Source organism: Corynebacterium fournieri, from assembly GCF_030408775.1.
Lineage (GTDB): Bacteria > Actinomycetota > Actinomycetes > Mycobacteriales > Mycobacteriaceae > Corynebacterium > Corynebacterium fournieri.
Window position 1 is genome coordinate 1,244,453 of sequence record NZ_CP047210.1, and the last position, 25,306, is coordinate 1,269,758.

Below are 25,306 nucleotides of genomic sequence, written 5' to 3' on the forward strand. Positions count from 1 at the left end.
CTCTGCACGATTCCGTATAGTCCGAAAGTTGGAGAGACCGTGACTGCCACCACAGCTGAGACCCGCCCGAGCTCCTGGAGAGAGGCGTGGCGCGACCCGTCCCTCCGGCTGCAGCGCATCCTCGCGCTCGTGCTGCTGCTGTGCCAGGGCGGCATCACCGTCACCGGCGCGCTCGTCCGCGTGACCGGTTCCGGCCTCGGTTGCGACACGTGGCCCTTGTGCCACGAAGGCTCCCTCGTGCCTGTCGCGGGCGCGGCGCCGTGGATCCACCAAGTCATCGAGTTCGGTAACCGCACCCTCACCTTCGTGGTCGCCCTCGCCGCCGGGCTGGTATTGCTCGCCGTCAAGCGCGCCGGGCGCCGCAACGAGATCACCACCCTCGCCTGGATCTCCCTGATCGGCGTGGTGGTGCAGGCGGTCATCGGCGGCATCTCCGTGCGGCTGGATCTTCGCTGGTGGTCTGTCGCTGTGCACTTCCTGCCCTCGATGGTGCTGGTGTTCGTCGCCGCGTTGCTCTACATGCGCATCGCCGAGCCCGACGGCGTCGCGCCCACCCGCCGCTACCCCGCTTCCGCCCAAAACTGGGCGCTGATCGCCGCTGCCGCGCTGTGCGTGGTGCTTGTCACCGGCACCATGGTCACCGGCTCCGGCCCGCACTCGGGCGACGCAGGCGCGGGCATGGAGGGCCGCCTTGAGCTGGACACCCGGATGCTCGCCTACGTCCACGCGGCTTGCATGTACGTCTACCTCATCGCCACCATCGTCACCACGGCGCTGCTGCGCAAGGCTGATGCTCCCGAGGACGCAAAGCGCACCTCCTACGTGCTCATCGCCCTCATTTTGGTGCAGTGGGCCATCGGCGTGATCCAGTTCCGCATGGGCGTTCCACGCTGGACAATCCCTGCGCACATCGCCATGTCGTCGACCGTGGTGGCATTTAGTTCCTTCCTTTTCGCACACGGGAAGCGCAGGTTGCCTACGCTCGTGTGACATGAAAGCAATCGTTGTCACATCCCACGGTGGCCCGGAAGTCCTCGAGTACAAAGAGGTTGACGCGCCCGTCCCCTCCGAGGGGCAGTTGCTTGTCGACGTCGCCTACGCCGGCATCAACTACATCGACACCTACTTCCGCTCCGGCACCTACCCCTCCGAGCCCCCGTACATTCCGGGCACGGAGGGGTGCGGGCGCGTCGTGGACGACCCGCTCGGCAAGATCGCGCCCGGCACGCTGGTGGCCTGGCACGCGGCGCCGGGTTCCTACGCGGAGCAGGTCGTGGTCGACCGCAACCGCCTCGTCGCCGTGCCTGAAGGCGTGGAGCCGGAAGTGGCGGCCTCCATGCTGCTGCAGGGCATGACGTCGCACTACCTGCTCCACGGTGTGCGCGAAACGCAGCCGGGAGACACGATGGTGGTCACCGCAGGCGCCGGTGGCGTCGGGCTCATCCTCACCCAGATGGCGGCGGCCGAGGAGGCCACCGTCTACTCGGTCGTGTCCACCGACGAGAAGGAACAGCTCGCCTACGACGCGGGCGCGACAAAGGTGTTCCGCTACGGAGACGACCTGGCGGAGCAGATCAAAGAGGCCAACGGCGGCGGCGTGGACGTTGTCTACGACGGAGTCGGCAAAGACACCTTCGAGATGTGCCTCGACGTCACCCGCCCGCGCGGGCTGGTGTGCTCCTTCGGCTCAGCCTCCGGCGACGTGGAACCGTTCGAGATCCAGCAGCTCAACGCGCACGGCGCGCTATTTCTCACCCGGCCGTCGCTGAAGCACTACGTCGCCACCGACGACGAGTTCCTCATGCGCGCACAAGCTGTCGCCCGGGCCGTGGAGGACGGGACGGTGCAGATCCGTATCCACCCGCCCTACGAACTGAAAAACGCCCGCCAGGCCCATGAGGATCTGCAGGCGCGCAAGACCACCGGCTCGGTGGTGCTGAAGGTTTAGAACAGCATCTCGCCGACGGTCTGCCAGCCCAGCACCGCGTCGAAGGACAGCCCGAGGAACAGGGCGGCGAGGTAGTTGTTGGAGAGGATGAACAGCTTCAGCGGCTTGACGTTTTCTCCGCGCACGATGCCGTGGTGCAGCTTGGTCGCCATCACCAGGAAGGCCACGCCGGAGACCACCGCCACCACCAGGTAAATCCAGGACGCGGCGGGCACCAGGCCCAACGAAACGACGACGGTGAGCCAGGAGTAGAGCACGATCTGGCGGCTGGTCTCCTGCGCCGAGGCCACCACCGGCAGCATCGGCACGTTGGCGCGGGCGTAGTCGTCCTTGTACTTCATGGCCAGCGCCCAGGTGTGCGGCGGGGTCCAGAAGAAGATGATCAGGAACATCACCACGGCCTGCCACCAGTTGTCGGCGGAACCGTCGTGGACGTTGTCGCGGATGACGGCCCAGCCGACCATCACCGGCATGCAGCCGGCCGCCCCGCCCCAGATCACGTTTTGCCAGGTGCGGCGCTTGAGCCACTTCGTGTAGATGAAGATGTAGAAGAAGTTGGTCAGCAGGATGAAAAAGGCGGCGAGCCACGAGTGGCACAGCACGCCCAACCACAGCACTGATAGGGCGAGCATCACCCAAGCGAATACTGCGGCCCTGCCCTTGGTCACGGAGTGGCGCACCAACGGACGGGCGCGGGTGCGGCCCATCTTTTGGTCGATGTCGTAGTCCGCGACCATGTTGAAGGTGTTCGCGGCCGCGGCGCCCATCCAGCCGCCGAGCAGGGTGCCCAGCACGAGCCAGAGGTGGACTTCGCCGCGGTGCGCCTGCAGCATTGCGGGGATCGCGGCGACCAAGAGAAGTTCAATGACCCTCGGCTTCGTCAACGCGAAATATGCCTTGATGGTCTCCAACAACTCTCTCCTTTTTGTACCGCCGATTAGCGCGGGCAATCATACCTTTGGACGATGGTAGCCCTAACCGGCACGGTGGGACGAATCGAGGAAGGGGGTGGGACCGCAAGGCGCGGATAAGCGATATGCTCTTGTGCGACCTTAAAGAAAGCGAGGACCCCATGACGCTGCCCCCGAAACTGCAGGCAATGACCGAGCGCAACTACCCGGAAGGCTGGACCGACACCGACACCCGAGCTGTGGACACGGCCCGTGTGCTGGCCGCGGATGCGGTGGAAAACTGCGGCTCCGGCCACCCCGGTACCGCGATGTCCCTCGCACCGTTGGCCTACACCCTGTTCCAGCGCGTGATGGACGTGGACCCGGCTGACAAGGACTGGGTGGGCCGCGACCGCTTCGTACTGTCCAACGGCCACTCCTCGCTCACGCAGTATGTGCAGCTCTACCTCGGCGGCTTCGGCCTTGAGCTGCAGGACTTGAAGGAACTGCGCACTTGGGGTTCCAAGACGCCGGGCCACCCGGAGTACAACCACACCGACCACATCGAGATCACCACCGGCCCCCTCGGCCAAGGCCTGGCCTCCGCCGTGGGCATGGCCATGGCGGCACGCCGCGAGCGCGGCATGTTCGACCCGGATGCACCCGCCGGCGAATCCCCCTTCGACCACTTCATTTACGTCATCGCCGGCGATGGCTGCCTGCAGGAGGGCGTGACCGCCGAGGCCTCCTCGCTCGCCGGCACCCAGCAGCTGGGCAACCTGATCCTGTTCTGGGACGACAACCGTATTTCCATCGAGGACGACACCCAGATCGCGTTCACCGAGGATGTGCTGAAGCGTTACGACGCCTACGGGTGGCAAACCCTCACCGTCGAATCCGGCGAGGATGTCGCCGCCATCGAGGCCGCAGTGGCTGAGGCGAAGGCGGAGCCGACCAAGCCGACCATCATCCGGGTCAAGACCGTCATCGGCTACCCGGCCCCGAACCTGATGAACACCGGCGCGGTCCACGGCGCCGCCCTCGGCGCCGAGGAGGTCGCCGCTGTGAAGGAGGCGCTCGGCTTCGACGCGTCCGTGACCTTCCCGGAAGAGGACGAGGTGATCGCCCACACCCGCAAACTGCGCGAGCGCGGCGCCGAGAAGCACGCTGCGTGGGAAGAGAAGTTCAAATCCTGGGCCGAGGCGAACCCCGAGCGCAAGGCGCTGCTGGACCGTTTGACCGCCCGCGAGCTGCCTGCCGATTGGAAGAAGGACTTCCCCACTTGGGAGCCCGACGCGAAGGGTCTGGCCACCCGCAAGGCCTCCGAGGCCGCGATCCAAGCGGCCGCCGCGGTTCTGCCGGAGCTGTGGGGCGGCTCCGCCGACCTCGCAGGCTCCAACAACACCCTGATCAAGGGCGAGAAGTCCTTCGGCCCGCGCTCCATCTCCACTGAGATGTTCGCTGCGGACCCGTACGGGCGCAACCTGCACTTCGGCATCCGCGAGCACGCCATGGGCGCGGTGATGAACGGCATCGCCCTGCACGGTGGCACGCGCGTGTACGGCGGCACCTTCCTCATCTTCTCCGAGTACCTCTACCCCGCCATCCGCGTCGCGGCGCTGTCGGGCATCGACGGCTACTACGTGTTCACGCACGACTCCATCGGCCTCGGCGAGGACGGCCCAACCCACCAGCCGGTGGAGACCTTGGCCGCTCTCCGCGCAATCTCGGATGTCGCCGTGATCCGCCCGGCGGACGCGAACGAGACCTCCGCGGCCTGGATCGCCGCCCTGGAGGCGAAGGAGCAGCCGAAGGCGCTGGCGCTATCCCGCCAGAACCTCCCGGTGCTGGAGGGCACGAAGGAAAAGGCGTTCGAGGGCGTGGCCCGCGGCGCCTACGTCCTGGTCGCCGAATCTACCGACACGCCGGATCTGATTCTGATGGCTTCTGGCTCCGAGGTGCAGTACGCCGTGGATGCCGCGAAGGTGCTCGAGGCCGAGGGCACTGCCACCCGCGTGGTGTCCGTTCCGTCCATGGACTGGTTCATGGAGCAGGACGACGCCTACATCGATGAGGTGCTGCCGCGCGAGGTCAAGGCCCGCGTCTCCGTCGAGGCCGCCACCTCCATGCCGTGGTTCCGCTTCCTCGGCGAGTACGGCCGCGCCGTCTCGCTGGAGCACTTCGGCGCCTCCGCCCCGGGCGCAGAGCTGTTCGAGCGTTTCGGCTTCACCACCGACAACGTGGTGCGCACCGCCCGTGAGACGCTCGAGTGCGCGCGCGAGCAGCGCAGCGTCGCCACGAGCGTGCGCGTGGGCGACACCGAGGCTGAGCCGACCCGCGGCGACGGGCGCTAGGTTCGCTGGCTCACCTTGCCCGAAGATGCCCAAAGAGGCCCGAAGAGGAAGGAATTAGACATGACTGCTATAGACGATCTCTACCAGATTGGCACCTCCACCTGGCTTGACGACCTCTCCCGCGAGCGCATCGCCACCGGCAACCTTGCCGAGGTGAAGGACGCAAAGTCCATCGTGGGCGTGACCACCAACCCGGCGATCTTCGCCGCCGCGATGGGCTCCGGCACCCACTACGACGAGCAGCTGGCCGAGCTGAAGCAGGCTGGCACCACCGCCGACGCCGCCGTCTACGCCATGAGCGTCAAGGACGTGCAGGACGCCTGCGACCTGTTCCGCGACACCTACGAGGCCACCGGTGGCAAGGACGGACGCGTGTCCATCGAGGTGGACCCGCGCTACGCCGCCGACGAGGCGAAGACGATCGCGCAGGCCCGCGAGCTGTGGCAGCTGGTGGACAGGGAAAACTTGATGATCAAGATCCCGGCGACCGACGAGTCGCTGCCCGCAGTGACCGCCGCGCTGGCCGAGGGCATCTCCGTCAACGTCACCTTGATCTTCTCCGTCGAGCGCTACAAGCAGGTCATCGAGGCGTACAAGGAGGGCATCCGCAAGGCTGCCGCGAACGGGCTCGATGTGGGCACGATCCACTCTGTGGCCTCCTTCTTCGTCTCCCGCATGGACACCGAGGTGGACAAACGCCTGGAGACGATCGGCACCGATCAGGCCCTCGCGCTGCGAGGCAAGGCCGGTATCGCCAACGCCCGGTTGGCGTATGCGTTGTTCGAGTCGGAGTTCGGCACAGCCTGCGCGGACCAGCTTCCCACCGGCGCGAACGTCCAGCGCCCCCTGTGGGCCTCCACGGGGGTGAAGAACCCCGCCTACCCGGCAACGATGTACGTCACCGAGCTCGCTGGCCCCAACACCGTGAACACTATGCCGGAAAAGACGCTGGATGCGGTGCTTCGCGACGGCGGCGTGTCCGGCGACACCCTCACCGGCACCGAGGCCGTGTCCCGGGAGGTCTTCGCCGCGTTGCGGTCGGTGGGCATCGACATGGACGACGTGGTTGCCGTGCTCGAGCGCGAAGGCGTGGATAAGTTCGTCAACGCGTGGCAGGAGCTGCTCGATTCCATGGCTGCTAAGCTCGCGTGACGTGACTGAACCGCACCGGCAGTGGTCCAACCCGCTGCGTTCCCCCGCCGACAAGCGCCTCCCCCAGATCGCCGGCCCTTCCGGCATGGTGATCTTTGGGGTGACCGGCGACCTCGCACGCAAGAAACTCCTTCCGGCTGTTTACGACCTGGCCAACCGCGGTCTTTTGCCGGGCGGGTTCACCCTGATCGGTTACGGCCGGCGCGACTGGACCAAGGCGGACTTTGAGGCGTACGTGCGCGAGGCCGTGGACCAGGGTGCCCGCACCGAGTTCCACGAAAACGTGTGGCGCCGCCTCGCCGAGGGCCTGGAATTCGTGCAGGGCAACTTCGACGACGACGCCGCCTTCGACGAGTTGGCTGCGACCTGCAAGCGCAGCGACGAGCAGCGCGGCACCGCCGGCAACTGGGCCTACTACCTGTCCGTGCCGCCGGAGTTTTTCGCCGAGGTGGTCCACCAGCTCGACCGCTCCGGCATGGCCCGCGCCAGCGAAGGCCAGTGGCGCCGCGTGATCATTGAGAAGCCGTTCGGCCACGATCTGGCCTCCGCGAAGGAGCTCAACGAGGTCGTCGGCGCGGTGTTCGACGAGCGCTCCGTGTTCCGCATCGACCACTACTTGGGCAAGGAGACGGTGCAAAACATCCTGGCGCTGCGGTTTTCCAACCAGATGTTTGAGCCGGTGTGGAACTCGCACTACATCGACCACGTGCAGATCACCATGGCCGAAGACATCGGCTTGGGCGGGCGCGCCAGCTACTACGACGGCATCGGCGCCGCCCGCGACGTCATCCAAAACCACCTCATCCAACTGCTGGCGCTGGTGGCCATGGAGGAACCGACGTCGTTTTCCCCCGCCCAGCTGCGCTCTGAGAAGCTAAAGGTGTTGAGCGCGACTTCCGCGGTGGGCCCGTTCGGCAAGACCACCGCCCGCGGGCAGTACACCGCGGGCTGGCAGGGCTCGAAGAAGGTTGTGGGGCTGCGGGAGGAGGAAGGCTTCGACCCGAACTCCACCACTGAGACGTTCGCCGCCTGCACCCTGCAGATCGACTCGCGCCGTTGGGCCGGCGTTCCGTTTTACCTGCGCACCGGCAAGCGGCTGGGCCGCCGTGTCACCGAGATCGCGCTGGTTTTCAAGCGCCCGCCGTACCAGCCGTTTGGCAAGGGCCAGACTGACCAGCTCACCAACAACGCCGTGGTCATCCGCGTGCAACCCGAGGAGGGCGTGCTCATGCGCTTCGGCTCCAAGGTGCCGGGTCCCGGCATGGAGCTGCGCGACGTGAACATGGATTTCGCCTATTCCGAGGCGTTTACCGAGCAGTCCCCGGAGGCGTACGAGCGTCTCATCCTCGACGCGCTGTTGGACGAGTCCAGCCTGTTTCCCACCAACTCCGAAGTGGAGCGCAGCTGGGAGATTCTGGATCCTGTGCTGGACTACTGGGCGGAACAGGGCAGCCCCGAGGACTACGCCGCAGGCACCTGGGGCCCCGCCTCCGCCGACCGCATGCTGTCCAAGGACGGGCGCGCCTGGCGCCGCCCGTAAGACCTGTGAGCACTAGAAAGGCCTGACACCATGATCACCGACTTGCCGGACACCACCACCAAGGCCATCGCCGCCGAGCTGGCGTGCGCGCGCGATCGGCACTCCTTGGCCACCGGGCGCGTGCTCACCCTGTTGGTAGCTGTCGACGACGCGGGTGCCGAGAGCATCGACGAAACCCTGGCAGTCCTGCGCGACGCCTCCTTCGAGCACCCCGCCCGCGTGCTGGTGCTCATCAACGGCGACGCCGAAGCCGAAACCCGCCTGGACGCTCAAGTGCTGGTGGCCACGGACGTCGGTGCGTCTGAGGTGGTAGTGATGCGGTTGTACGGGGAGCTGACGGCGCACCTTGGGGCCGTCGTCACGCCGCTGCTGCTGCCGGACACCCCGGTTGTGGCGTGCTGGCCGCAGAAGGCGCCGCAGCGCCCCTCGCTCACCCAGCTGGGCCGGATCGCGCAGCGCCGCATCACCAACCTGCGCCGCGGCACGAACGGGGTCACGCTCGAGCAGCTCACGCAGGGCTACGCCCCGGGTGATTCCGACATGATGTGGTCGCGCATCACCCCGTGGCGCGGCATTGTCGCCTCCGCGCTGGACCGTCACCCGGGCGCGCGCGTGCTCAGCGCGAAGATCGCAGGCGCCACCGAGGATCCCAGCGTGGATCTTGCCGCCGGCTGGCTCGCTTCCAGTCTCGGAGTCAAGGTCACGCGCCTCATTGGCGAGGCGTCCGGGGACTTCCCCATCGACCGCCTCGTGCTGCACTGCGAGGGCGGCGATGTGGAAGTGGCGGTGCAAGACCACAACACGGTGCGTATTTCCGCGCCCGGCAACGCCGATTCCCTCGTGGCCATGGGCGAGCGCACCGAGGCGGAGAGCCTCGCCGAGGACCTGCGCCACCTCGGTCCCGATTCGACCTACGAGCGCGCGCTGCGCGGACTTTCAGGAGTGCACAATGAGCTATAGCAATCTCGCAGAGCTTCTCGACGACGCAACCTCACGGTTCACCACGTTGATGTCCGACATTCACGCCCAGGGGCGCACCGCGCGCGTCGTACTCACCGGCGGTACTGCAGGCATTGCCCTGCTCGAGCGCCTGGTTGAGCAGGAGATCGACTGGTCGCGTGTGGAGGTCTTTTTCGGCGACGAGCGCAACGTCGCGGTTTCCCACCCGGATTCCAACGAGGGCCAGGCCCGCGCCGCGCTGCTGGACAAGGTAGACATCCCGGAGGAGAACATCCACGGCTACGGTCTCGACGGCGGCTCGATGGACGCCGCCGTCTCGCGCTACCGCACTGTTGTCGGCGACGGCGGGTTCGACCTGCACCTTTTGGGCATGGGCGGCGAAGGCCACATCAACTCCCTGTTCCCCCACACCGACGCCGTGCGCGAGCGTGACGCGTTGGTGGTCGCTGTGACCGACTCCCCCAAGCCGCCCGCCCAGCGCGCCACGTTGACCTTGCCGGCGGTGCAATCCGCGGACCAGGTGTGGCTGCTCGTCTCCGGCACGGAGAAGGCGGAAGCCGCCAGCCACGCCGCAGACGGCGCGGCTGCTGCCGAAGCGTGGCCGGTCGCTGGCGCGATCGGGCGCAAAGAAACGGTCCTGTTCGCCACTGAGGACGCAACAGGACCGTTCTAGACAGCGCGCCGCTTCAAGCGCGCGGCGGTTTAGACCGCGTAGGTCTGAATGAGGTTCAGGCCGATGATGCAGAAGATCCAGATCAGGGCCATCAGCACGGTGATGCGGTCGAGGTTCTTCTCCACCGTCGTCGAACCGGACAGGTTGGCCTGAACGCCGCCGCCGAACAGGCTAGACAGGCCGCCGCCCTTGCCCTTGTGCAGCAGGACAAAAACGGTCATGATGATCGCGGCAATCACCAGCACAATCTCGAGTGCTATAGCCATGTGTGCGACACCTTTCAAAATGGGCGATGGTGCAAACTCCAAAGGAGCTTACACCATTGCAAGATCGATCCCGTGCAGCGGCTGGGCTACATCACCGAGTTCGCCGCAGACGCGGCCAGCTTGGCAAAGTCCTGGCCGTCGAGGGATGCCCCGCCGACAAGCCCGCCGTCCACGTCCGGCTGGCCGATGATCTCGGCCACCGTGTCGGCCTTGACCGAACCACCGTAGAGGATTCGGATGCCCTCGGCCACGGAGTCGTCGCTGAGCCCGCGGACCAGCTCGCGGATGCCGTGGCAGACCTCCTGCGCGTCCTCGGCGGATGCGACCTGGCCGGTGCCGATCGCCCACACCGGCTCGTAGGCGATGACCACCTTGGACAGGTCCACGCCCTGCAGCGACTCGCGCGCCTGCTGAACAACGTAGGAGACGTGCTCGCCAGCCTCGCGCACCTCGAGCGGCTCGCCCACGCACACGATCGGGGTAATGCCGTGCTCGACGGCCTTCGCCGCCTTCGCCGCGACCTGCGCGTTGGTCTCGCCGTGGTACTCGCGGCGCTCCGAGTGGCCCACGACCACCCAGGAGCAGCCCAGCTTCTCCAACATGGCGGCGGAGATCTCGCCGGTATAAGCGCCGTTGTCGTGCTCAGAGACGTCCTGGGCGCCGTAGGTGATCTTCAGCTTGTCGCCCTCCACCAGCGTTTGGATGGAGCGCAGGTCCGTAAACGGCACCGTCAGCGCAATGTCGACGTACTCGTAGCCGTCCTTCGGAAACGCGAACGCGAGCTTCTGGGCGCTCTGGATGGCCTCGAGGTGGTCGTGGTTCATCTTCCAGTTGCCCGCGATCAATGGCGTGCGTGCCATAACGTGCATACCTCCTCGTTCAGCTAGTTCAGTACAGAAACGCCCGGCAGGTCCTTGCCCTCGATGAGCTCGAGGGAGGCGCCGCCGCCGGTAGAGATGTGGGAGAAGCCGTCCTCGTCCAGGCCAAGGGTGCGCACGGACGCCGCGGAGTCGCCGCCGCCGACCACAGTGAAGGAACCGTTGTCCTTCGTGGCCGCGATCATCGCCTCCGCGACAGCCTTCGTGCCGTCGGCGAAGTTCGGGAACTCGAACACGCCCATTGGGCCGTTCCAGAACACGGTCTTGGAGCCCTTGATGGCCTCCGCGTAGTTCTTTGCGGTCTCCGGGCCGATGTCCAGGCCCATCCAGCCCTCCGGGATCTCGTCCAGCCCGACGACCTTCTTCTCGGTGTCCTTGTCAAACGCTGCGCCGGCGGCGACGTCGACAGGCAAAAGCAGCTTGTCGCCGAAGCGCTCGATGAGCTGCTTGCAGGTATCCACCATGTCCTCCTGCAGCAGGGACTTCTGCACGTTGTGGCCCTGAGCGGCGAGGAAGGTGTAGCACATGCCGCCGCCGATGATGATCGTGTCGGCCTTTTCCGCCAGCGCCTCAATCACGCCGAGCTTGTCGGAGACCTTCGAGCCGCCCAGGACAACCACGTACGGCGCGGTCGGGTTGTCCTTGATGGAAGACAGGGTCTCCACCTCCTTGTCCACGAGGTAGCCGGCGTAGGCGGGAAGCTTCTTCGCCACGTCGTAGACGGAGGCCTGCGCGCGGTGGACCACACCGAAGCCGTCGGAGACGAACGCTCCGTTGTCCGCGGCGAGCGCTGCCAGCTCCTCGGCGAAGGCGGTGCGCTCCGCTTCGTCCTTGGAGGTCTCGCGCGCGTCGAAGCGGACGTTTTCGAGCAGGAGGATCTCACCCTCGGTCAGGCCGTTGGCGCGCTCGTGGGCGTCCTCGCCAGAGACGTCGCCGGCGAGCGGGACGAACTGCCCGAGGCGCTCGGACAGGGCTTCGGCCACCGGCGCCAGGGAGAACTTCGGGTTCACCTCGCCCTTGGGGCGGCCCAAGTGGGCCATGACGATGACCTTCGCGCCTCCGTCCAGCAGCGCCTTCAGCGTCGGCAGCGAGGCGTCGATGCGGCCCGCGTCGGTGATGTTGCCGTCCTCGTCCAGGGGCACGTTGAAGTCGGAACGGACCAGGATGTGGCGGCCGTCCACGCCCTCGTCGAGAAGCTGCTGCAAGTTTTTGGTCATGGGTATCTCCTTTGCTTCGTGAACACTCACCATCGTATGAAAAACGGGCCCGCCGTGCCGTAAGGCACCACGGACCCGTGAGCAACTGTGCTTAGAGCTTGTCTGCCACGAACTTGGTCAGGCGGATGTACTGCGCGGTGTAGGACCACTCGTTGTCGTACCAGGAGATGATCTTCACCATGTTGCCATCGATCACGCGGGTCATGCCTGCGTCGAAGATCGCGCCGTGCGGGTTGCCGATAATGTCGGAGGAGACGATCGGATCCTCGGTGTACTGCAAGGCGTGGCCGAACTCGGCGTCCTCCGCGGCCTTCTTCACGGCGGCGTTGAGCTCTTCAACCGTGGTGTCCTTGGACAGGGTGACGGTCAGGTCGGTTGCGGAGCCGGTGATGGTGGGCACGCGCATGGCGAAGCCGTCCAGCTTGCCTTCCAGGTTGGGCAGCACCAGGCCGACGGCCTTCGCAGCGCCGGTGGTGGTCGGCACGATGTTCTGCGCGGCGGCGCGGGCGCGGCGCAGGTCCTTGTGCGGAGCGTCCTGGAGGCGCTGGTCGCCGGTGTAGGCGTGAATCGTGGTCATCAGGCCGTGCTCGATGCCGAATGCCTCGTCGATGACCTTGGCCACCGGTGCCAGGGAGTTCGTGGTGCACGACGCTGCGGAAATGACGGTTTCGCTGCCGGTGTAGTCGTTGTGGTTCACGCCCCACACGTAGGTGCCGTCGACCTCCTTGCCCGGGGCGGAGATGATGACCTTCTTCGCGCCGGCGTCGATGTGCGCCTTCGCTTCCGGGCCCTTGCGGAACACGCCGGTGCACTCGAGCACGATATCGACCTCGGCCTCGCCCCACGCGAGGTTGGCCGGGTCCTTCTCCTCGGAGACCTCGATGCGGCGGCCGTCGACGGTGATGGAGGTGTCGTCGTGCTCGATCTCGTGGTCGAACTTGCCGTACGCGGTGTCGTACTTCATCAGGTGCGCGAGCGTTTCGTTGTCGGTGAGGTCGTTGATCTTCACAACCTCGAGCTCGCCCTTGTACTCGTCCTCGATGATGCGGAACGCTGCGCGGCCGATGCGTCCGAAACCGTTGATGCCAATGCGGGTGGTCACAGTCAAAACTCCTCGTGCTCGTACCTGTGTCGGTCCACCCCCGAGTCTAATGAGCAACGTTGTCACCTGCAGGGAGCTTTTGCTTGGCGACGAAACCAGGGGTGGAAACCGCACTCCCTAACTCGCAGCGATGTTGGTTTGCGCCCGGTTCCGCGTGGCAGGGGTGGAGATTTGAGGCTCACACTGCCCCTGAATTGCACCCCACAGCACGGCATGTGAAGTGCATCACCACCTGCGGGATCAGGTGGTGGCGCTCCCATGGGTGTCCTCCACCCCCAGCTCAGCGGCCCGCTTATCGGCGAGCGACAGGAGCCTGCGGATGCGCCCGGCCACCGCGTCCTTGGTCATCTGCGGGTCCGCCAACCGCCCCAGCTCCTCCAACGACGCGTGGCGGTGCTCCACGCGCAAATAGCCGGCCTCGGCCAAATGCTCCGGCACGTCGTCGCCGAGGATTTCCATCGCGCGCTCCACGCGGGCCGCGGCCGCCGCGGCCGCCTGGGCCGAACGGCGGGTGTTCGCGTCGTCGAACGTAGCCAACCTGCTGTTGGACTTCGCCTTCACCGCGCGCGACTCCCGCTTGGTGTCCCACTCGATGCGCGTGGCCTGCGCCCCCATTCGGCTGAGTAGGATGCCGATGGCTTCACCGTCGCGCAAGGTCACCCGCTCGATGCCGCGCGTCTCTCGCGTCTTGGCGGTCAGCCCCATGCGGCGGGCGAGCCCGACGAGCGCGAGCGCGGCCTCCTGCCCCGGGCACGCCACCTCCAGCGCAGCGGTGCGGCCCGGCTCGGCCAGGCGTCCGCGGGCGAGGAACGCTCCACGCCACGCGGCTTCCACTCCCGCCATCGGGCCGGAGATGACCTGCCGCGGCATGCCCACAACGGGGTGGCCAGAGCCGGTAACCAGCTTCAGGCGGCGGATCACATCGGCCGCGCCTTCGCCGACACGCACCTCGTATCGCGGCTCGCGGCTGCCTGCGGAAGACGAAACGAGCTCCACCGCTGCGTCGACCGCGCACAGGTCAGCGATAGTGCCAGCGAGACGGCGGGCCACGGCCTCCTCCTCAAAGTCGGCCACAATCTCAACGCCGCCCTCGGTGTGCCGCAACTCGCCCCCGAAACGGATGAGCGCGGTCGCCTCGGCAGCACGCACGTCAAGCGTGCCGCCGGTGGCCCGCAACAGCTCATCCTTCACCTTGGCAGTGAGCGCCACCGGCGCCTCCCCTCGTTACGTACAGCTATCAGATCGACCAGCATTCTAGCGCGGCCGACCAAGCGTCTTGAGCGCAGCTGCTAGTTGCTTCGGGTCGTGCCGGTTCAGCGGCGCGCCGACGGCGTCCACCTCGCGCAGCGGGGCGAAGACCACCTCTGCATCCAGCCGGGCGGCCGCGCGGGCAATGTTGTCGCGCTCGCCATCAGAGGTCGCCGTGTGCTCGTCGGCTAGGAAGTAGTCCACGCGCAGCTGCGGGGCATGCTGAGAAAACACGTGGATGTGGCGTTCGGTGGTAAAGCCGTGCGTCTCCCCCGCCTCCGGGGACAAGTTCAAAATCACAACGACTGTTGCGGATGTCTCGTTGAGGGCTTGGGCGATCTCCGGCACGAGAATGTGCGGAATCACCGAGGAGAACCAGGAACCGGGGCCGATGGTGACCACGTCGGCGTCCATGATCGCCTGGACCGCCGCCTCACTCGCAGCCGGCTCAGCCGGGGTGAGACGCACGCGGCGCACCGCTCCGGGGGTGGTAGCCACGGCTACCTGCCCGCGCACGGAGCGCAGCACCCGCGGGTCGTCGTCCAACCCCGCCACGTCCGCCTCGATATCCAGCGGCTGCGGGCACACCGGAATGACGCGCCCGGCGGAATCGGTCCACTCCGCCACCTGGTCCAGCGCCGCTTGGGTGTCGCCGAGGCGCTCCGCCAAGCCGGTGATGAGCAGGTTGCCCAGCGCGTGGCCCGCCATTGCGCCGTGCCCGCCGAACCGGTGCTGCAGCGTGTCGCGCCACGTTTCGCCGGCAGCACCCTCCGCAGTCAGCGCGGCCAGCGCCATGCGCAAATCGCCCGGCGGCACGATCGCCATCTCGCGGCGCAGGCGACCGGACGAGCCGCCGTCGTCGGCCACGGTGACCACAGCGTTGATCGACGACGCGCCGACCTGACGCGCAGCAGTGAGCGTCTGGTACAGACCGTGCCCTCCCCCGAGGCAGGTGAACGACGTATGGCTCAATTGATCCTTCTTTCTTCGGCCAATGCGTCCCGGCTAGTGGCGGTCGAGGTCGCGGTGGATGACGCTGACATCCACCTGGCCCAGCTGGCGCAGCCGCTTGCCCACGGCTTCCGCCACCGCCACCGAACGGTGGTGGCCGCCCGTGCAGCCGATGCCGACGGTGATGAAGTCTTTGCCCTCGTGCCGGTAGCCGGACAGCGTGCTGGACAGCAGCTCGACAAAGTTGTCCACGTACTCGCTGGCACCATCTTGGTTGAGCACGTAATCCGAGACCGCCTGATCCACGCCGCGGAACTCCCGGAGCTCCTCCACCCAGTAGGGGTTTGGCAGGAAACGAACGTCCAGCACGATATCAGCGTCGCGCGGGGAGCCGTGCTTGAACCCGAAGGATTCGATGGTCACGTGCTGGCGGCCCACGGGTAGCTCGCCTACGGACGCCTCAACGGCGCGGCGCAGATCGTGCACGGAAAGGTTCGACGTGTCGATGATGACGTCGGCGCCGGCGCGCAGCTCCTCCATCGCCTCGCGCTCGCGCTCGATGCCGGACTGCAACGTGCCGTCGCCCTGCAGCGGGTGCGTGCGGCGCACCGAGTCGAAGCGGCGGATCAGCACATCGTCACGCGCCTCTAAAAACAGCACGAACGCCTGGTGGCCGCGCTCCTTGATCGCCGAGATCGTCTCCATCAGCGAGCCCTTGAACCGCTCCGCACGGATATCCGTGACCACAGCGAGTTTCTCCACCGGGGAATCGTCGGCGGCGGCCAAATCCATCAGCTCCAAAATCAGCTGGGGCGGGAGGTTCTGGGAGACGAAAAATCCCTTGTCCTCGAACACCTTCGCCGCCGTGGACAGTCCGCCACCGGACAGGCCCGTGATGATCACGGGGCGCATCGGGCTCGCGGAATCTTCCTGGGGCAACACGTGTGCGGTGGATGTTGTGGGCATGCGTCTCATTCTATCTAAGGGGGACGCGAAGCGCCGTCGAAAAGCACCCTGCGCTTATTGGTGCAAATGCGCGTAGATCGTCTCCGCCAATTTCGGCCCAACGCCCTTGACCTGCTGGATTTCCTCCACCGAGGCCTCTTTGATCTTCTTCAGCGAGCCGAAGTGCTTGACCAGGTCGGTGCGGCGGGCAGGCCCCAGCCCCGGCACCGCATCCAGCGCAGAGGCACGCATGCGCTTCGAGCGCTGCTGGCGGTGGTAGGTGATGGCGAAGCGGTGCGCCTCGTCTCGCACCTGCTGCAACAGGTACATGCCCTCCGAGTTACGCGGCAGGATGACCGGCTCGTCGTCGTCCGGTACCCAGACCTCCTCTAGGCGCTTGGCCAGGCCGATCAGCTGCACGTCGACGATGCCCAGCTCGTCGAACACCTCCTGAGCGGCGGTGACCTGGGGCTTGCCGCCGTCGACGATGAACAGCTGCGGCGGGTAGGCGAAGCGCTTCGCCCCAGTCGCTTCGTCCGCTTCGTCGTCGAAGGTCTGCTGGTCCGCGATCTCGTCGGGGTTGGCCAGCTTGTCCTCGTTGTAGCGCTTGAAGCGGCGCCGGGTGACCTCCGCGATGGAGCCCACGTCGTTGGAGTGGCCGTCGCCCGCGGCCTCCTTAATGCGGTAGCGGCGGTAGTCGTTCTTCTTGGGCAGGCCGTCCTCGAACACGACGAGCGAGGCAACCACGTCGGTGCCTTGGATGTGCGAGATGTCGGTGCACTCGATGCGCAGCGGTGCCTCGTCCATGCCGAGCGCCTCTTGGATGTCCTGCAACGCCTGGGAGCGCGCCGTGAGATCGCCGACGCGCTTGAGCTTGTGCTGGTGCAGCGCCTCGGAGGCGTTTTTGTGCACCGTCTCCATCAGCGCCCGCTTGTCGCCGCGCTGGGGCACGCGGATGTCCACCGGACCGCCGCGCAACTCCGCCAGGAGCGCGGAGACTTCCGCAAGCTCCGCCGGCAGTGTTTCCACCAAGATTTCGCGCGGCACCGGAAGCGGAGCCTCCGCCTTCGCGCGGGACTCCTGGTCCACGCCTCGGCGGCGCACCTTCTGCGCCTCAATCTTGCGGTCTTCCTCCTGCTCCAAGCGGGTGCGCTCCACCGCGTCCGAGTAGTACTGCACGAGGAAGTTCTGCATCAGTGTGGGCAGTGTCGGGTCGTGCTTGCCCTCCTCCAAGCGCTCGGAGGCGCCCGGTTCGTCGCCGGTTTTCTCCACCACCCAGCCGCGTTGGGCGCGGATGCGGCCGCCGCGGACGTTGAAGATCTGCACCGCCGCCTCGAGCTCATCGGTGTCGAAGGCGACGATGTCGGCGTCCGTGTCCTGGCTCAGCACCACTGTCTGGCGTTCCATGACCTTCTTCACGGCGCCCAAGTCGTCGCGAAGCCGCGCCGCCTTTTCAAACTCCAGGTCCTCGCTGGCCTGCTGCATCTGCTGAGTGATCCCGCGCACCAGCTGATCCGTGCGTCCGGACATGAAGCCGAGGAAGCCCTGCACGATCTCGTCGTACTCCGCCTCGTTGACGCGCCCAACGCACGGGGCAGCGCACTTGTCGATGTAGCCCAACAGGCACGGCCTGCCCAGTGATTCGTGGCGGTTGAACACGCCGTTAGAGCAGGTGCGGATGGGAAAGACCCGGGTGAGCAGATCCAGCGTCTCGCGCACCGCCCAGGCGTGCGAGTACGGCCCGAAGTAGCGCACGCCTTTGCGCTTGGGGCCGCGGTAGAAAGACGCGCGCGGGTAGCGCTCCCGCACGCTGACCGCCAGCATGGGGTACGTCTTGTCGTCGCGGTACATGACGTTGAACCACGGGTCGAAGCGCTTGATCCACGTGTATTCGAGCTGCAGCGCCTCCACCTCGGAGGCGACCACGGTCCACTCCACGGAGGCGCCGGTGTAGACCATCTGGCGGGTGCGCGGGTGCAGCGTTTCCGGCGGTTGGAAGTAGTTGTTCAGGCGCGCGCGCAGGCTTTTCGCTTTGCCCACGTAGATGACGCGGCCGTCGCGGTCGCGGAATTTGTACACGCCCGGGTCTGTCGGGATGGTGCCCGGCGCCGGGCGGTAGCTCTGGGGATCCGCCAACGCTTAGTCCTGCGGCATGTACTTGGCTTCGAGCGCGCGGAACTGCTCCACGGCCCGCAGAGCTTTTTCCTTGTCGCCGGATTGGATGGCCCACAGCGGGACGTATTCGAAATCAGGCAGCTCGAGGCGCGCCATGCGCGAGCCTTTGGGAAAGCTCAGCCCGTAGATCACGACCCACGGGTAGAAGCGGGTGCCGACGATGTTGCGCACCTCTACCCCGTCGGCATTCGCGCGCACGCGAGGCCGGGTCAGCGCTATCCAGGACAGCGCGGAAATGATCAGCCCCACGCCGATGAAGGCGAACTTGTCCAAGCCGGTGATGGCCACGCCCGTGAATTCGGCGTCCACGGCCCACGCCATGAACACGTGCACGGCCATGACCAGCACGATCCACCCGAGCGCCACGTTGCGCAGGAACGGCGAGGACAGCTCGAGCTCCCACGGCTTGGTGGTGGTCACCGCGTGGGGGTCGAGCGCGTTGAGGTAGGCGAGCTCCCTGTCGTCCGTCAGTCCCGTGGGGTTGTGCGGTGCGTCCACTGACACTCTCCTTCAAGCACTCGAGCTGGTTGCTTATGGACGTCTACAGCGCCCACGCCTTTGGGCTTACCTTAGCCTTTCAACGGCAAGGCACGAACTTTGCGCAGTTCGGCGGCCGCACCGGCGGCCGCGCGCATCGCCTCTGCGCCCTTGTCTTCCTTGGCGTCCTCGCCGCCGGCGCGCTCGTAGGCCTGGTCCTCGTCTTCGACGGTGAGCACGCCGTTGCCCACCGGCGTCTGCTCGTCCAGGGCGATGCGGGTCAGCCCCGCCGTCACGGAGTCGCACACGTACTGGAAGTGGGCGGTTTCGCCGCGGATGACGCAGCCGAGGGCGACCACCGCGTCGTAACGCTTGGCGCAGGCCTGCACCACCACCGGCAGCTCAAGTGAGCCGGCGACGGCGTACTCCTCGACTTTGACGCCGAGCTCCCGGGCCTCGTCGCGTGCGCCGTTGCGCAGCAGGTCGACGACCTTGTCGTTCCAGCGGGTGTAGACGACCGCGATGGTCATGCCCTCCGCCTGTATGGAATAGTCCTCGGGTGCTCCGCTCGATGCCACTGCTGCTCCTTAGTTGGGGTACCCCGGATGGGCCGTGAGCCACTCGCCCACGCCGGGCAAGTCGTGGCCCATTCGGTCGCGCTTGGTGCGCAGGTACGCGATGTTGTTGTGTGTTGGAACGATCTCGATCCTACTGCGACGAGCCACCTCGAGGCCGTAACCCACCAGCGCGTCGGATTTGCCCGGGTTGTTGCTGAGCAGGTCGATGGATTCCACCCCCAAATCGGCCAGAATTTGGCCGGCCGCGTAATACTCGCGCGCGTCCTCCGGCAGCCCTTGCTCGACGTTCGCGTCCACGGTATCCAGGCCGCCGTCCTGCAGCGTGTAGGCCTTCAGTTTGGACATGAGGCCGATGCCCCGCCCCTCGTGCCCGCGCAGGTAGACCACCACGCCTTGCCCGGCTTCCTGCACCCGCCGCATGGATTCGTGCAGCTGCGGGCCGCAATCGCAGCGCTTCGACGCGAAGGCGTCTCCTGTCAGGCACTCGGAGTGCACCCGCACCAGCACGTCGCAGGCGTCGCGCAGCTTGTCCACGTCTCCGGCAACCAGAGCCACGTGCTCCACCCCGGTCACTGTGTCGCGGTACCCCACCGCGGTGAAGTCGCCGAACTCGGTGGGCAGGCTCGCCTCGGTGACGCGTTCCACGAAGTGCTCGCGACGCTGGCGGTAGTCGATGAGCTGCTCGATGGAGATCATCGGCAAGTTGTGCGCATCGGCAAAGCGGCGCAGCTCGTCGAAGCGCGCCATGTCGGTCGGGTCGTCCTCGGAGACGATCTCGCACAGCGCCCCCACAGGCGCCTTGCCGGCGAGGCGCGCGAGGTCCACCGCCGCCTCGGTGTGTCCGGGGCGCGCGAGCACGCCGCCCTCTCGGGCGCGCAGCGGCACCACGTGGCCGGGGCGCGTGAACGACGCGGGGGTGGCGGAGGCGTTTGCAAGCAGCGCAATCGTCGTCGCTCGCGAACGCGCCGAAATACCGGTGGTGCCTGTGGCCGCGTCGACGGTGACCGCGTACGCGGTGCCGTGCAGGTCCTGGTTGTCCGCCGTCATCGGCGGCAGCTCGAGCGCCGTGGCGCGCTCGCCCGACATGGAAACGCAGATGTAGCCAGAGGTGTGGCGCACCATGAACGCCACCAGCTCAGGGGTGGCGTCTGCGGCGGCGAAGATGAGGTCGCCCTCGTTTTCCCGGTCCTCGCTGTCCACGACGACCACGGCCTTGCCAGCCTGTATCGCAGCAATGGCGTCGTCGACGCTGTCCAAGCTGTTGTGGGAATGCATAGCGGTCAAGACTATCCCTGCACCATCTTCTCAACGTATTTAGCCAGCACGTCCACCTCGAGGTTGACGTGCTCGCCCGGAGTGAGATCGCCCGCGGTGGTCTCGCGCAGCGTGGTGGGAATCAGCGAAACCTCGAAATAGCCCTCGCCCACAGCTGAGACCGTCAACGACGTGCCGTTGACGGCGATGGAGCCCTTCTCCACGACGTAGCGGTCCACCTGCTTAGGCAGCGTGAACCGCAGCACCTCCCAGTGCTCGGAGGGGGTGCGCGAGACAAGTTCGGCCACCGCGTCGACGTGCCCCTGCACGATGTGGCCGCCCATGCGCTGCCCGGCGGCCAGGGCGCGCTCGAGGTTCACCTTCGATCCGGCCTCGTACGTGCCCAGCCGGGAGCGGTCGAGCGTTTCCTGCATCACATCTGCGGTGAACACGTCGCCGGCGTTGTCCACCACGGTCAGGCACACCCCGTCCACGGCGATGGAATCGCCGGGGGCGGCATCCTCGGTGACCTTGGGGGCGCGAACCGCGATCCTCACGGCACTGCCCAGGCTGTCCAGCTGCTCTACCGCTCCAATTTCCTCAACGAGACCCGTAAACATCTTTCTCCATTTCTACGACCACGTCCCCGCCGACGGCACGGACAGAGACGGTGCGGAAGCGACGCGCGTTCGCGATCGTGCCGGCAACGGCGCGATTCAACACCCCGCGGCCCGCCCCGAGCAGCGCCGGGGCGATGTAGGCCTGCACCGCATCCACGCAATCCAGCTCGAGGAAGCTAGCGGCGAGACCGGCACCGCCTTCCACCAGCACGTCGCGCGCGCCGGCCTCCCACAGTGCGTCGAGCGCCTCTTGCGGGGTGGCGTACTGCTCGAAGCCCATGCGGGTGAGGTTGCCCTCGGGCACCTCGCGGGTACCCACGACCACGCGGCGGGGCTGGTGCGGCCGCAGCGTGCCGTCCGGAAAGCGCGCCGTCAACGATGGGTTATCCGCAATTGCGGTGCCGGTACCGACGACGACGGCGTCGCGTCTGGCCCGGTCCTCGTGCACCAGCTCGCGCGCGGCTTCTCCGGTGATCCACTGCGAGGTGCCGTCTGCGGCCGCGGTGAACCCGTCGAGGGTGGACGCGAACTTCAATGTCACACTCGGCCGGTTGTGGTGCACCGACCGCAGCCACGGCTGCAGCGCGTCGATGCGGGTGGGCTGGTGGCGCACCTCGACGCCGTGTTTGCGCAGGTACTCGGCTCCGCCCGCCGCGGGTGCGAACGGGTCGGCGGTGCAATAGACCACCCTGGCAACGCCGGCCTCCACCAGCGCTTGCGTACACGGTCCGGTCCGCCCGGTGTGATTGCACGGCTCGAGCGTCACCACGGCGGTCGCCCCGCGGGCGCGCTGCCCCGCCTCACGCAGCGCGTTGATTTCGGCGTGGGGCCCGCCTGCCGGCGCGGTGCCCCCGGTAGCGATGAGCTCGCCGTCTGCGCTGACTATTGCGCATCCCACCGGCGGATTCGGCGAAGTCGTGCCGCGCACCTCCTCGCCAGCGGCGATGGCCGCCGCAAGCGCTTGGTCGTCGGAGGTCACTGCCGGGCCTCGCGCGCCAGCTCGCGCAGCCGCTCCACCGCCTCGGCCGGGTTGTCGGCGCCGAAGACTGCGGAACCGGCCACGAACGCGTCCACACCGGCTGCGGCGGCCTGCGCGATGGTGGCGCCCGCGATGCCGCCGTCGATGCCGATGACGGTGTCCAGACCAGCCTCGGCGATGCGGTCGCGCAGTACCATCACCTTGTCCAACACCTCCGGCATGAACTTCTGGCCGCCGAAGCCGGGCTCCACGCTCATCACCATGACCTCGTCGAAGTGCGACAGGTCGTCCAAGTACGGCTCGATGGCCGTGCCGGGCTTGATGGCAAAGCCGGATTGCACTCCCAGCTCGCGGCACTGCTTCGCGGCCGCCACGTGGTCGTCGGTGGCCTCGACGTGGAACACCAAGCGGTCGCCGCCGGCCTTGGCGTAGGTGGCGAGCCAGCGCTCGGGCTCCTCGATCATCAGGTGCATGTCCAAAAACTGCTCCGTGACCCCGTCGACCGCCTTGGTCACGTCCGGGCCGAAGGAAAGGTTGGGTACGAAATGGCCGTCCATGATGTCCACGTGGATCAGGTCCGCGTTCGCCACCTTGCGCACGTCGTCGCCGAGGGCGGCGTAGTTGGCCGCCAGAATTGATGGGGCAATCTGAATCATGGGTCCTACCCTAGCGTTTCCGTCTTGCGCAGGACCGCGGAAAACATCGCGTCCGTGCCGTGACGGTGCGGCCACATCTGCACGCTCGGCTCCTCGCCGACGTCCTCCAGGCCGGCGGCCCACTCGCGCGCGTCAAGCTCTTGCACCCCACCTTTGGCCAGCTGCTTCTCGACGATCCTCCGGGTCTCCCGCACATCCGGCGAGCACGTCGAGTACACGACCACACCGCCCGGTTTGGTGAGCGCGACGGCGGATTCCAACAACTCTTCCTGCAGCTGGTTGAGCTCGGCGATGTCGCTTTCGACCTTTGTCCAACGCGCCTCTGGGCGGCGGCGCAGCGCGCCCAGGCCGGAACAGGGGGCGTCCACGAGCACCCTGTCGTAGCCCGGGGCAAGGCCCGGCTCGCGCCCGTCAGCGGTGTGGACGCGCACGGGCAGGTTACGCACCGTCTTTTCAATCAATGTTGCCCGGTGCGGGCTGACTTCCACGGCGTCGACCTTGGCGCCGTCGATAGCCGCGATCGCCCCGATCAGCGCCGCCTTGCCGCCCGGCCCAGCACACAGGTCAAGCCAACGGCCTTGATCCTTGTCGACGGGAACCTCCGTCAGCGCCCGGGCGATGATCTGCGAGCCCTCGTCCTGCACCGCCGCGAGCCCCTCGCGCACCGGTTCGAGCTGACCCGGATCACCCTCCGGCAGATACACCGCATAGGGCGAGTACTTGCCCTGCTCGCCACCGATGGTCAGCGCGAGCTCCTCCGCGGAAATCTCGCCGGGGCGCGCCACCAGGTGCACCACAGGGCGCGCGGAATCGGCCTCGAGCGCGGCTTCCAGCTCGTCGCCTCTGTTGCCCAGCGCCTCGGCGAAGGAGCGCGCGATCCACTCCGGGTGGGCATAGGTAAACGCAAGTGCCCCGAGCTCGCTAGTCGGCGCCAGTTTGCGCAGCCACTGCTCGGACGGCGTGCGGCCGATCGAGCGCAGCACGCCGTTGGCGAAGCCTTTCGCCTTGTCCTGCCCTGCGGCCTCCACCAATCGCACCGAGGTGTCCACCGCGGCGTGGTCGCTGACGCGCGTGTACAGCAACTGGTAGGCGCCCAGCCGCAGCGCGGCCAGCACCTCAGGCGCGATGCGCTCGAGCTCGCGCGAGGAGTTCTCCGCGATGACCGCGTCGAGCACCCCGAGGCTGCGCAGCGTGCCGTACGCCAGCTCAGTGGCAAACGCCGCGTCGCGGCCGGAAATCTCCCGCTCCCGCAAGATGCCGGGCAACGTCAGGTTGGCAAACGCGCCGTCGCGCGCGACGCGCAGCACCACCTCGAAGGCGGCCTCGCGGGCCGGGTCGCCGATGCTGGCCGGCCGCCCCTTGACGGTGTAGCGCGTGCGGCCGCTGCGCTTGGTGTCTGTGTACTTGCCCGCCGACTTCGGGCTCTGCTTGCGCACAGGTTTGCCTGGCCTGCGCTCGGGCTTGTCTTGCCTGCGCCCCGCCGAACGGGATCTGAATCCGCCGCTCACTCGAAGATCACTTCCTCTTTCGCTTCAGGCGACAGGCCGCGGGCCCAGTCCGCCGCGTTCATCATTTTCTTGCCTGGCGGCTGGATCCGGCCCAGTCGCACGTCTCCGTCGGCGGTGCCCACCAGCACCTCGTTTTTGCCGAATGCCGTCGCGCCCGGGGCGAGCGAGCCTTCACCCGTCGGGGTCACCGGGCCGAGCTTGAACCGGTCCTCCCCGCGCATCGTCCACGCGCCCGGTGCCGGGGTGTGCGCGCGGATGGTGCGGTCGATCTCCGCCGCGGGACGCGACCACGCCACACGGGCGTCTGCCGGGTTGATCTTGTGCGCGTACGTGCCTTCTTCGGGCTGCGGCTTCAGCGCCGCCGTCCCCGCGTCCAGCGCATCCATGGTGCGCACGAGCAGGTCTGCACCGTCTTTAGCCAGGCGCTCGAGGAGTTCCCCGCTGGTTTCCGCCGGTCCGATCCTGGTTTCCAGCGTGTCCACAATGTCGCCGGTGTCGAGGCCTTCGTTGATGCGGAAGGTGGTGGCGCCTGTGACCTCGTCGCCGTTGGCGATCGCAGCCTGCACCGGGGCCGCTCCGCGCCACTGCGGCAGCAGCGAGAAGTGCAGGTTCACCCATCCGTGGCGCGGGATGTCCAGCATGTCCGCCGGGATGAGGTTGCCGTAGGCCACCACGGGGATCGCATCCGGCTCAAGTGCTTCCAGCTGGCCCTGGATGGAGCCGTCCTGCGTGAGGCTTTCAGGGGTGAGCACTTCGATGCCGTGCTCGAGCGCGAGCGCCTTGACCGGCGACGGGTGCAGGGTGCGACCGCGGCCCTTGCGCGCATCGGGGCGGGTGAGCACCGCGACGACCTCGTGGTCGGAGGCGATGAGCCGCTGCAATGCCGCGGCGGCGGGTTCGGGGGTTCCGGCGAATACGAGTCGCATGGGTGTGTC

Annotated in this window: 24 protein-coding genes; 7 read left to right on the forward strand and 17 right to left on the reverse strand. The window is 67.2% G+C overall.

The window, feature by feature from the left end; all coding sequences use genetic code 11:
* Positions 1 to 39 precede the first annotated feature (39 nt).
* On the forward strand, positions 40 to 990 hold the full coding sequence (locus CFOUR_RS06050) for a COX15/CtaA family protein (RefSeq protein ID WP_085958011.1): 951 nt from the start codon (positions 40 to 42) through the stop codon (positions 988 to 990).
* A gap of 1 nt (position 991) precedes the next feature.
* Positions 992 to 1,948: a quinone oxidoreductase family protein gene (locus tag CFOUR_RS06055; protein ID WP_290179047.1), complete on the forward strand. Its 957-nt coding sequence runs from the start codon at positions 992 to 994 to the stop codon at positions 1,946 to 1,948.
* Here the strand turns inward: CFOUR_RS06055 and CFOUR_RS06060 are convergent.
* Positions 1,945 to 2,859, reverse strand: coding sequence for a heme o synthase (locus CFOUR_RS06060; RefSeq protein WP_085958012.1), 915 nt, complete (start codon positions 2,857 to 2,859; stop codon positions 1,945 to 1,947). The two genes, CFOUR_RS06055 and CFOUR_RS06060, sit on opposite strands and share 4 nt — an antisense overlap.
* Positions 2,860 to 3,020: 161 nt before the next feature.
* Between CFOUR_RS06060 and tkt the strand changes: the two genes are divergently transcribed.
* Genes tkt through pgl form a run of 5 tightly spaced genes read left to right on the forward strand, consistent with a single transcriptional unit; the run spans position 3,021 to position 9,517 of the window.
* Positions 3,021 to 5,192 carry a transketolase gene (gene tkt, locus CFOUR_RS06065; protein WP_290179048.1) on the forward strand — a complete coding sequence of 724 codons (2,172 nt, stop codon included), beginning with the start codon at positions 3,021 to 3,023 and terminating at the stop codon, positions 5,190 to 5,192.
* 60 nt (positions 5,193 to 5,252) lie between these two features.
* Positions 5,253 to 6,344: a transaldolase gene (gene tal, locus CFOUR_RS06070; RefSeq protein ID WP_085958013.1), complete on the forward strand. Its 1,092-nt coding sequence runs from the start codon at positions 5,253 to 5,255 to the stop codon at positions 6,342 to 6,344.
* A 1-nt stretch (position 6,345) separates the two neighbouring features.
* Positions 6,346 to 7,884: a glucose-6-phosphate dehydrogenase gene (gene zwf / locus CFOUR_RS06075; RefSeq protein ID WP_085958014.1), complete on the forward strand. Its 1,539-nt coding sequence runs from the start codon at positions 6,346 to 6,348 to the stop codon at positions 7,882 to 7,884.
* 30 nt (positions 7,885 to 7,914) lie between these two features.
* Entirely contained in the window at positions 7,915 to 8,844 is a 930-nt protein-coding gene (locus tag CFOUR_RS06080) for a glucose-6-phosphate dehydrogenase assembly protein OpcA (protein ID WP_085958015.1), read from the forward strand.
* Positions 8,834 to 9,517, forward strand: coding sequence for a 6-phosphogluconolactonase (gene pgl, locus CFOUR_RS06085; protein WP_085958016.1), 684 nt, complete (start codon positions 8,834 to 8,836; stop codon positions 9,515 to 9,517). Before CFOUR_RS06080 ends, pgl begins: the two co-directional genes overlap by 11 nt.
* A 29-nt stretch (positions 9,518 to 9,546) precedes the next feature.
* Here the strand turns inward: pgl and secG are convergent, their stop codons facing one another.
* The 16 genes from secG to fmt all read right to left on the reverse strand — a co-directional run bounded on the left by secG (position 9,547) and on the right by fmt (position 25,297).
* Complete coding sequence (secG, locus tag CFOUR_RS06090) at positions 9,547 to 9,783, reverse strand: preprotein translocase subunit SecG (RefSeq protein WP_085958017.1); 237 nt, start codon at positions 9,781 to 9,783, stop codon at positions 9,547 to 9,549.
* Between the two features lie 86 nt (positions 9,784 to 9,869).
* Positions 9,870 to 10,643 (reverse strand): triose-phosphate isomerase, encoded by a 774-nt coding sequence (gene tpiA, locus CFOUR_RS06095; protein ID WP_085958018.1) that lies wholly within the window; start codon positions 10,641 to 10,643, stop codon positions 9,870 to 9,872.
* Between the two features lie 23 nt (positions 10,644 to 10,666).
* Positions 10,667 to 11,878, reverse strand: coding sequence for a phosphoglycerate kinase (locus tag CFOUR_RS06100; protein WP_085958019.1), 1,212 nt, complete (start codon positions 11,876 to 11,878; stop codon positions 10,667 to 10,669).
* Positions 11,879 to 11,969: 91 nt separating this feature from the next.
* Positions 11,970 to 12,980, reverse strand: a complete 1,011-nt coding sequence (gene gap, locus CFOUR_RS06105; RefSeq protein WP_085958020.1) for a type I glyceraldehyde-3-phosphate dehydrogenase — start codon at positions 12,978 to 12,980, stop codon at positions 11,970 to 11,972.
* 240 nt (positions 12,981 to 13,220) lie between these two features.
* A complete protein-coding gene (gene whiA, locus CFOUR_RS06110; RefSeq protein WP_290179049.1) occupies positions 13,221 to 14,189 on the reverse strand; it encodes a DNA-binding protein WhiA in 969 nt (322 codons plus the stop codon).
* Between the two features lie 45 nt (positions 14,190 to 14,234).
* On the reverse strand, positions 14,235 to 15,200 hold the full coding sequence (locus tag CFOUR_RS06115) for a gluconeogenesis factor YvcK family protein (protein WP_085958021.1): 966 nt from the start codon (positions 15,198 to 15,200) through the stop codon (positions 14,235 to 14,237).
* 33 nt (positions 15,201 to 15,233) lie between these two features.
* Positions 15,234 to 16,145, reverse strand: a complete 912-nt coding sequence (gene rapZ, locus CFOUR_RS06120) for an RNase adapter RapZ (protein ID WP_101706407.1) — start codon at positions 16,143 to 16,145, stop codon at positions 15,234 to 15,236.
* A gap of 54 nt (positions 16,146 to 16,199) precedes the next feature.
* Positions 16,200 to 18,260, reverse strand: a complete 2,061-nt coding sequence (gene uvrC / locus CFOUR_RS06125; RefSeq protein WP_085958023.1) for an excinuclease ABC subunit UvrC — start codon at positions 18,258 to 18,260, stop codon at positions 16,200 to 16,202.
* A 3-nt stretch (positions 18,261 to 18,263) separates the two neighbouring features.
* Positions 18,264 to 18,797: a PH domain-containing protein gene (locus CFOUR_RS06130; RefSeq protein WP_179154847.1), complete on the reverse strand. Its 534-nt coding sequence runs from the start codon at positions 18,795 to 18,797 to the stop codon at positions 18,264 to 18,266.
* Positions 18,798 to 18,868: 71 nt separating this feature from the next.
* Positions 18,869 to 19,354 (reverse strand): 6,7-dimethyl-8-ribityllumazine synthase, encoded by a 486-nt coding sequence (ribH, locus tag CFOUR_RS06135; RefSeq protein ID WP_085958025.1) that lies wholly within the window; start codon positions 19,352 to 19,354, stop codon positions 18,869 to 18,871.
* 9 nt (positions 19,355 to 19,363) lie between these two features.
* Entirely contained in the window at positions 19,364 to 20,629 is a 1,266-nt protein-coding gene (locus CFOUR_RS06140) for a bifunctional 3,4-dihydroxy-2-butanone-4-phosphate synthase/GTP cyclohydrolase II (RefSeq protein WP_290179050.1), read from the reverse strand.
* Between the two features lie 11 nt (positions 20,630 to 20,640).
* Positions 20,641 to 21,228, reverse strand: a complete 588-nt coding sequence (locus CFOUR_RS06145) for a riboflavin synthase (RefSeq protein WP_085958027.1) — start codon at positions 21,226 to 21,228, stop codon at positions 20,641 to 20,643.
* Positions 21,209 to 22,207: a bifunctional diaminohydroxyphosphoribosylaminopyrimidine deaminase/5-amino-6-(5-phosphoribosylamino)uracil reductase RibD gene (gene ribD, locus CFOUR_RS06150; RefSeq protein WP_290179051.1), complete on the reverse strand. Its 999-nt coding sequence runs from the start codon at positions 22,205 to 22,207 to the stop codon at positions 21,209 to 21,211. The genes CFOUR_RS06145 and ribD overlap by 20 nt, the downstream gene beginning before the upstream one ends.
* Positions 22,204 to 22,863, reverse strand: a complete 660-nt coding sequence (gene rpe, locus CFOUR_RS06155) for a ribulose-phosphate 3-epimerase (RefSeq protein WP_290179052.1) — start codon at positions 22,861 to 22,863, stop codon at positions 22,204 to 22,206. The genes ribD and rpe overlap by 4 nt, the downstream gene beginning before the upstream one ends.
* A gap of 5 nt (positions 22,864 to 22,868) precedes the next feature.
* Entirely contained in the window at positions 22,869 to 24,371 is a 1,503-nt protein-coding gene (locus CFOUR_RS06160) for an RsmB/NOP family class I SAM-dependent RNA methyltransferase (protein WP_085958028.1), read from the reverse strand.
* Positions 24,368 to 25,297 carry a methionyl-tRNA formyltransferase gene (gene fmt, locus CFOUR_RS06165; protein ID WP_290179053.1) on the reverse strand — a complete coding sequence of 310 codons (930 nt, stop codon included), beginning with the start codon at positions 25,295 to 25,297 and terminating at the stop codon, positions 24,368 to 24,370. The genes CFOUR_RS06160 and fmt overlap by 4 nt, the downstream gene beginning before the upstream one ends.
* Between the last annotated feature and the right edge of the window lie 9 nt (positions 25,298 to 25,306).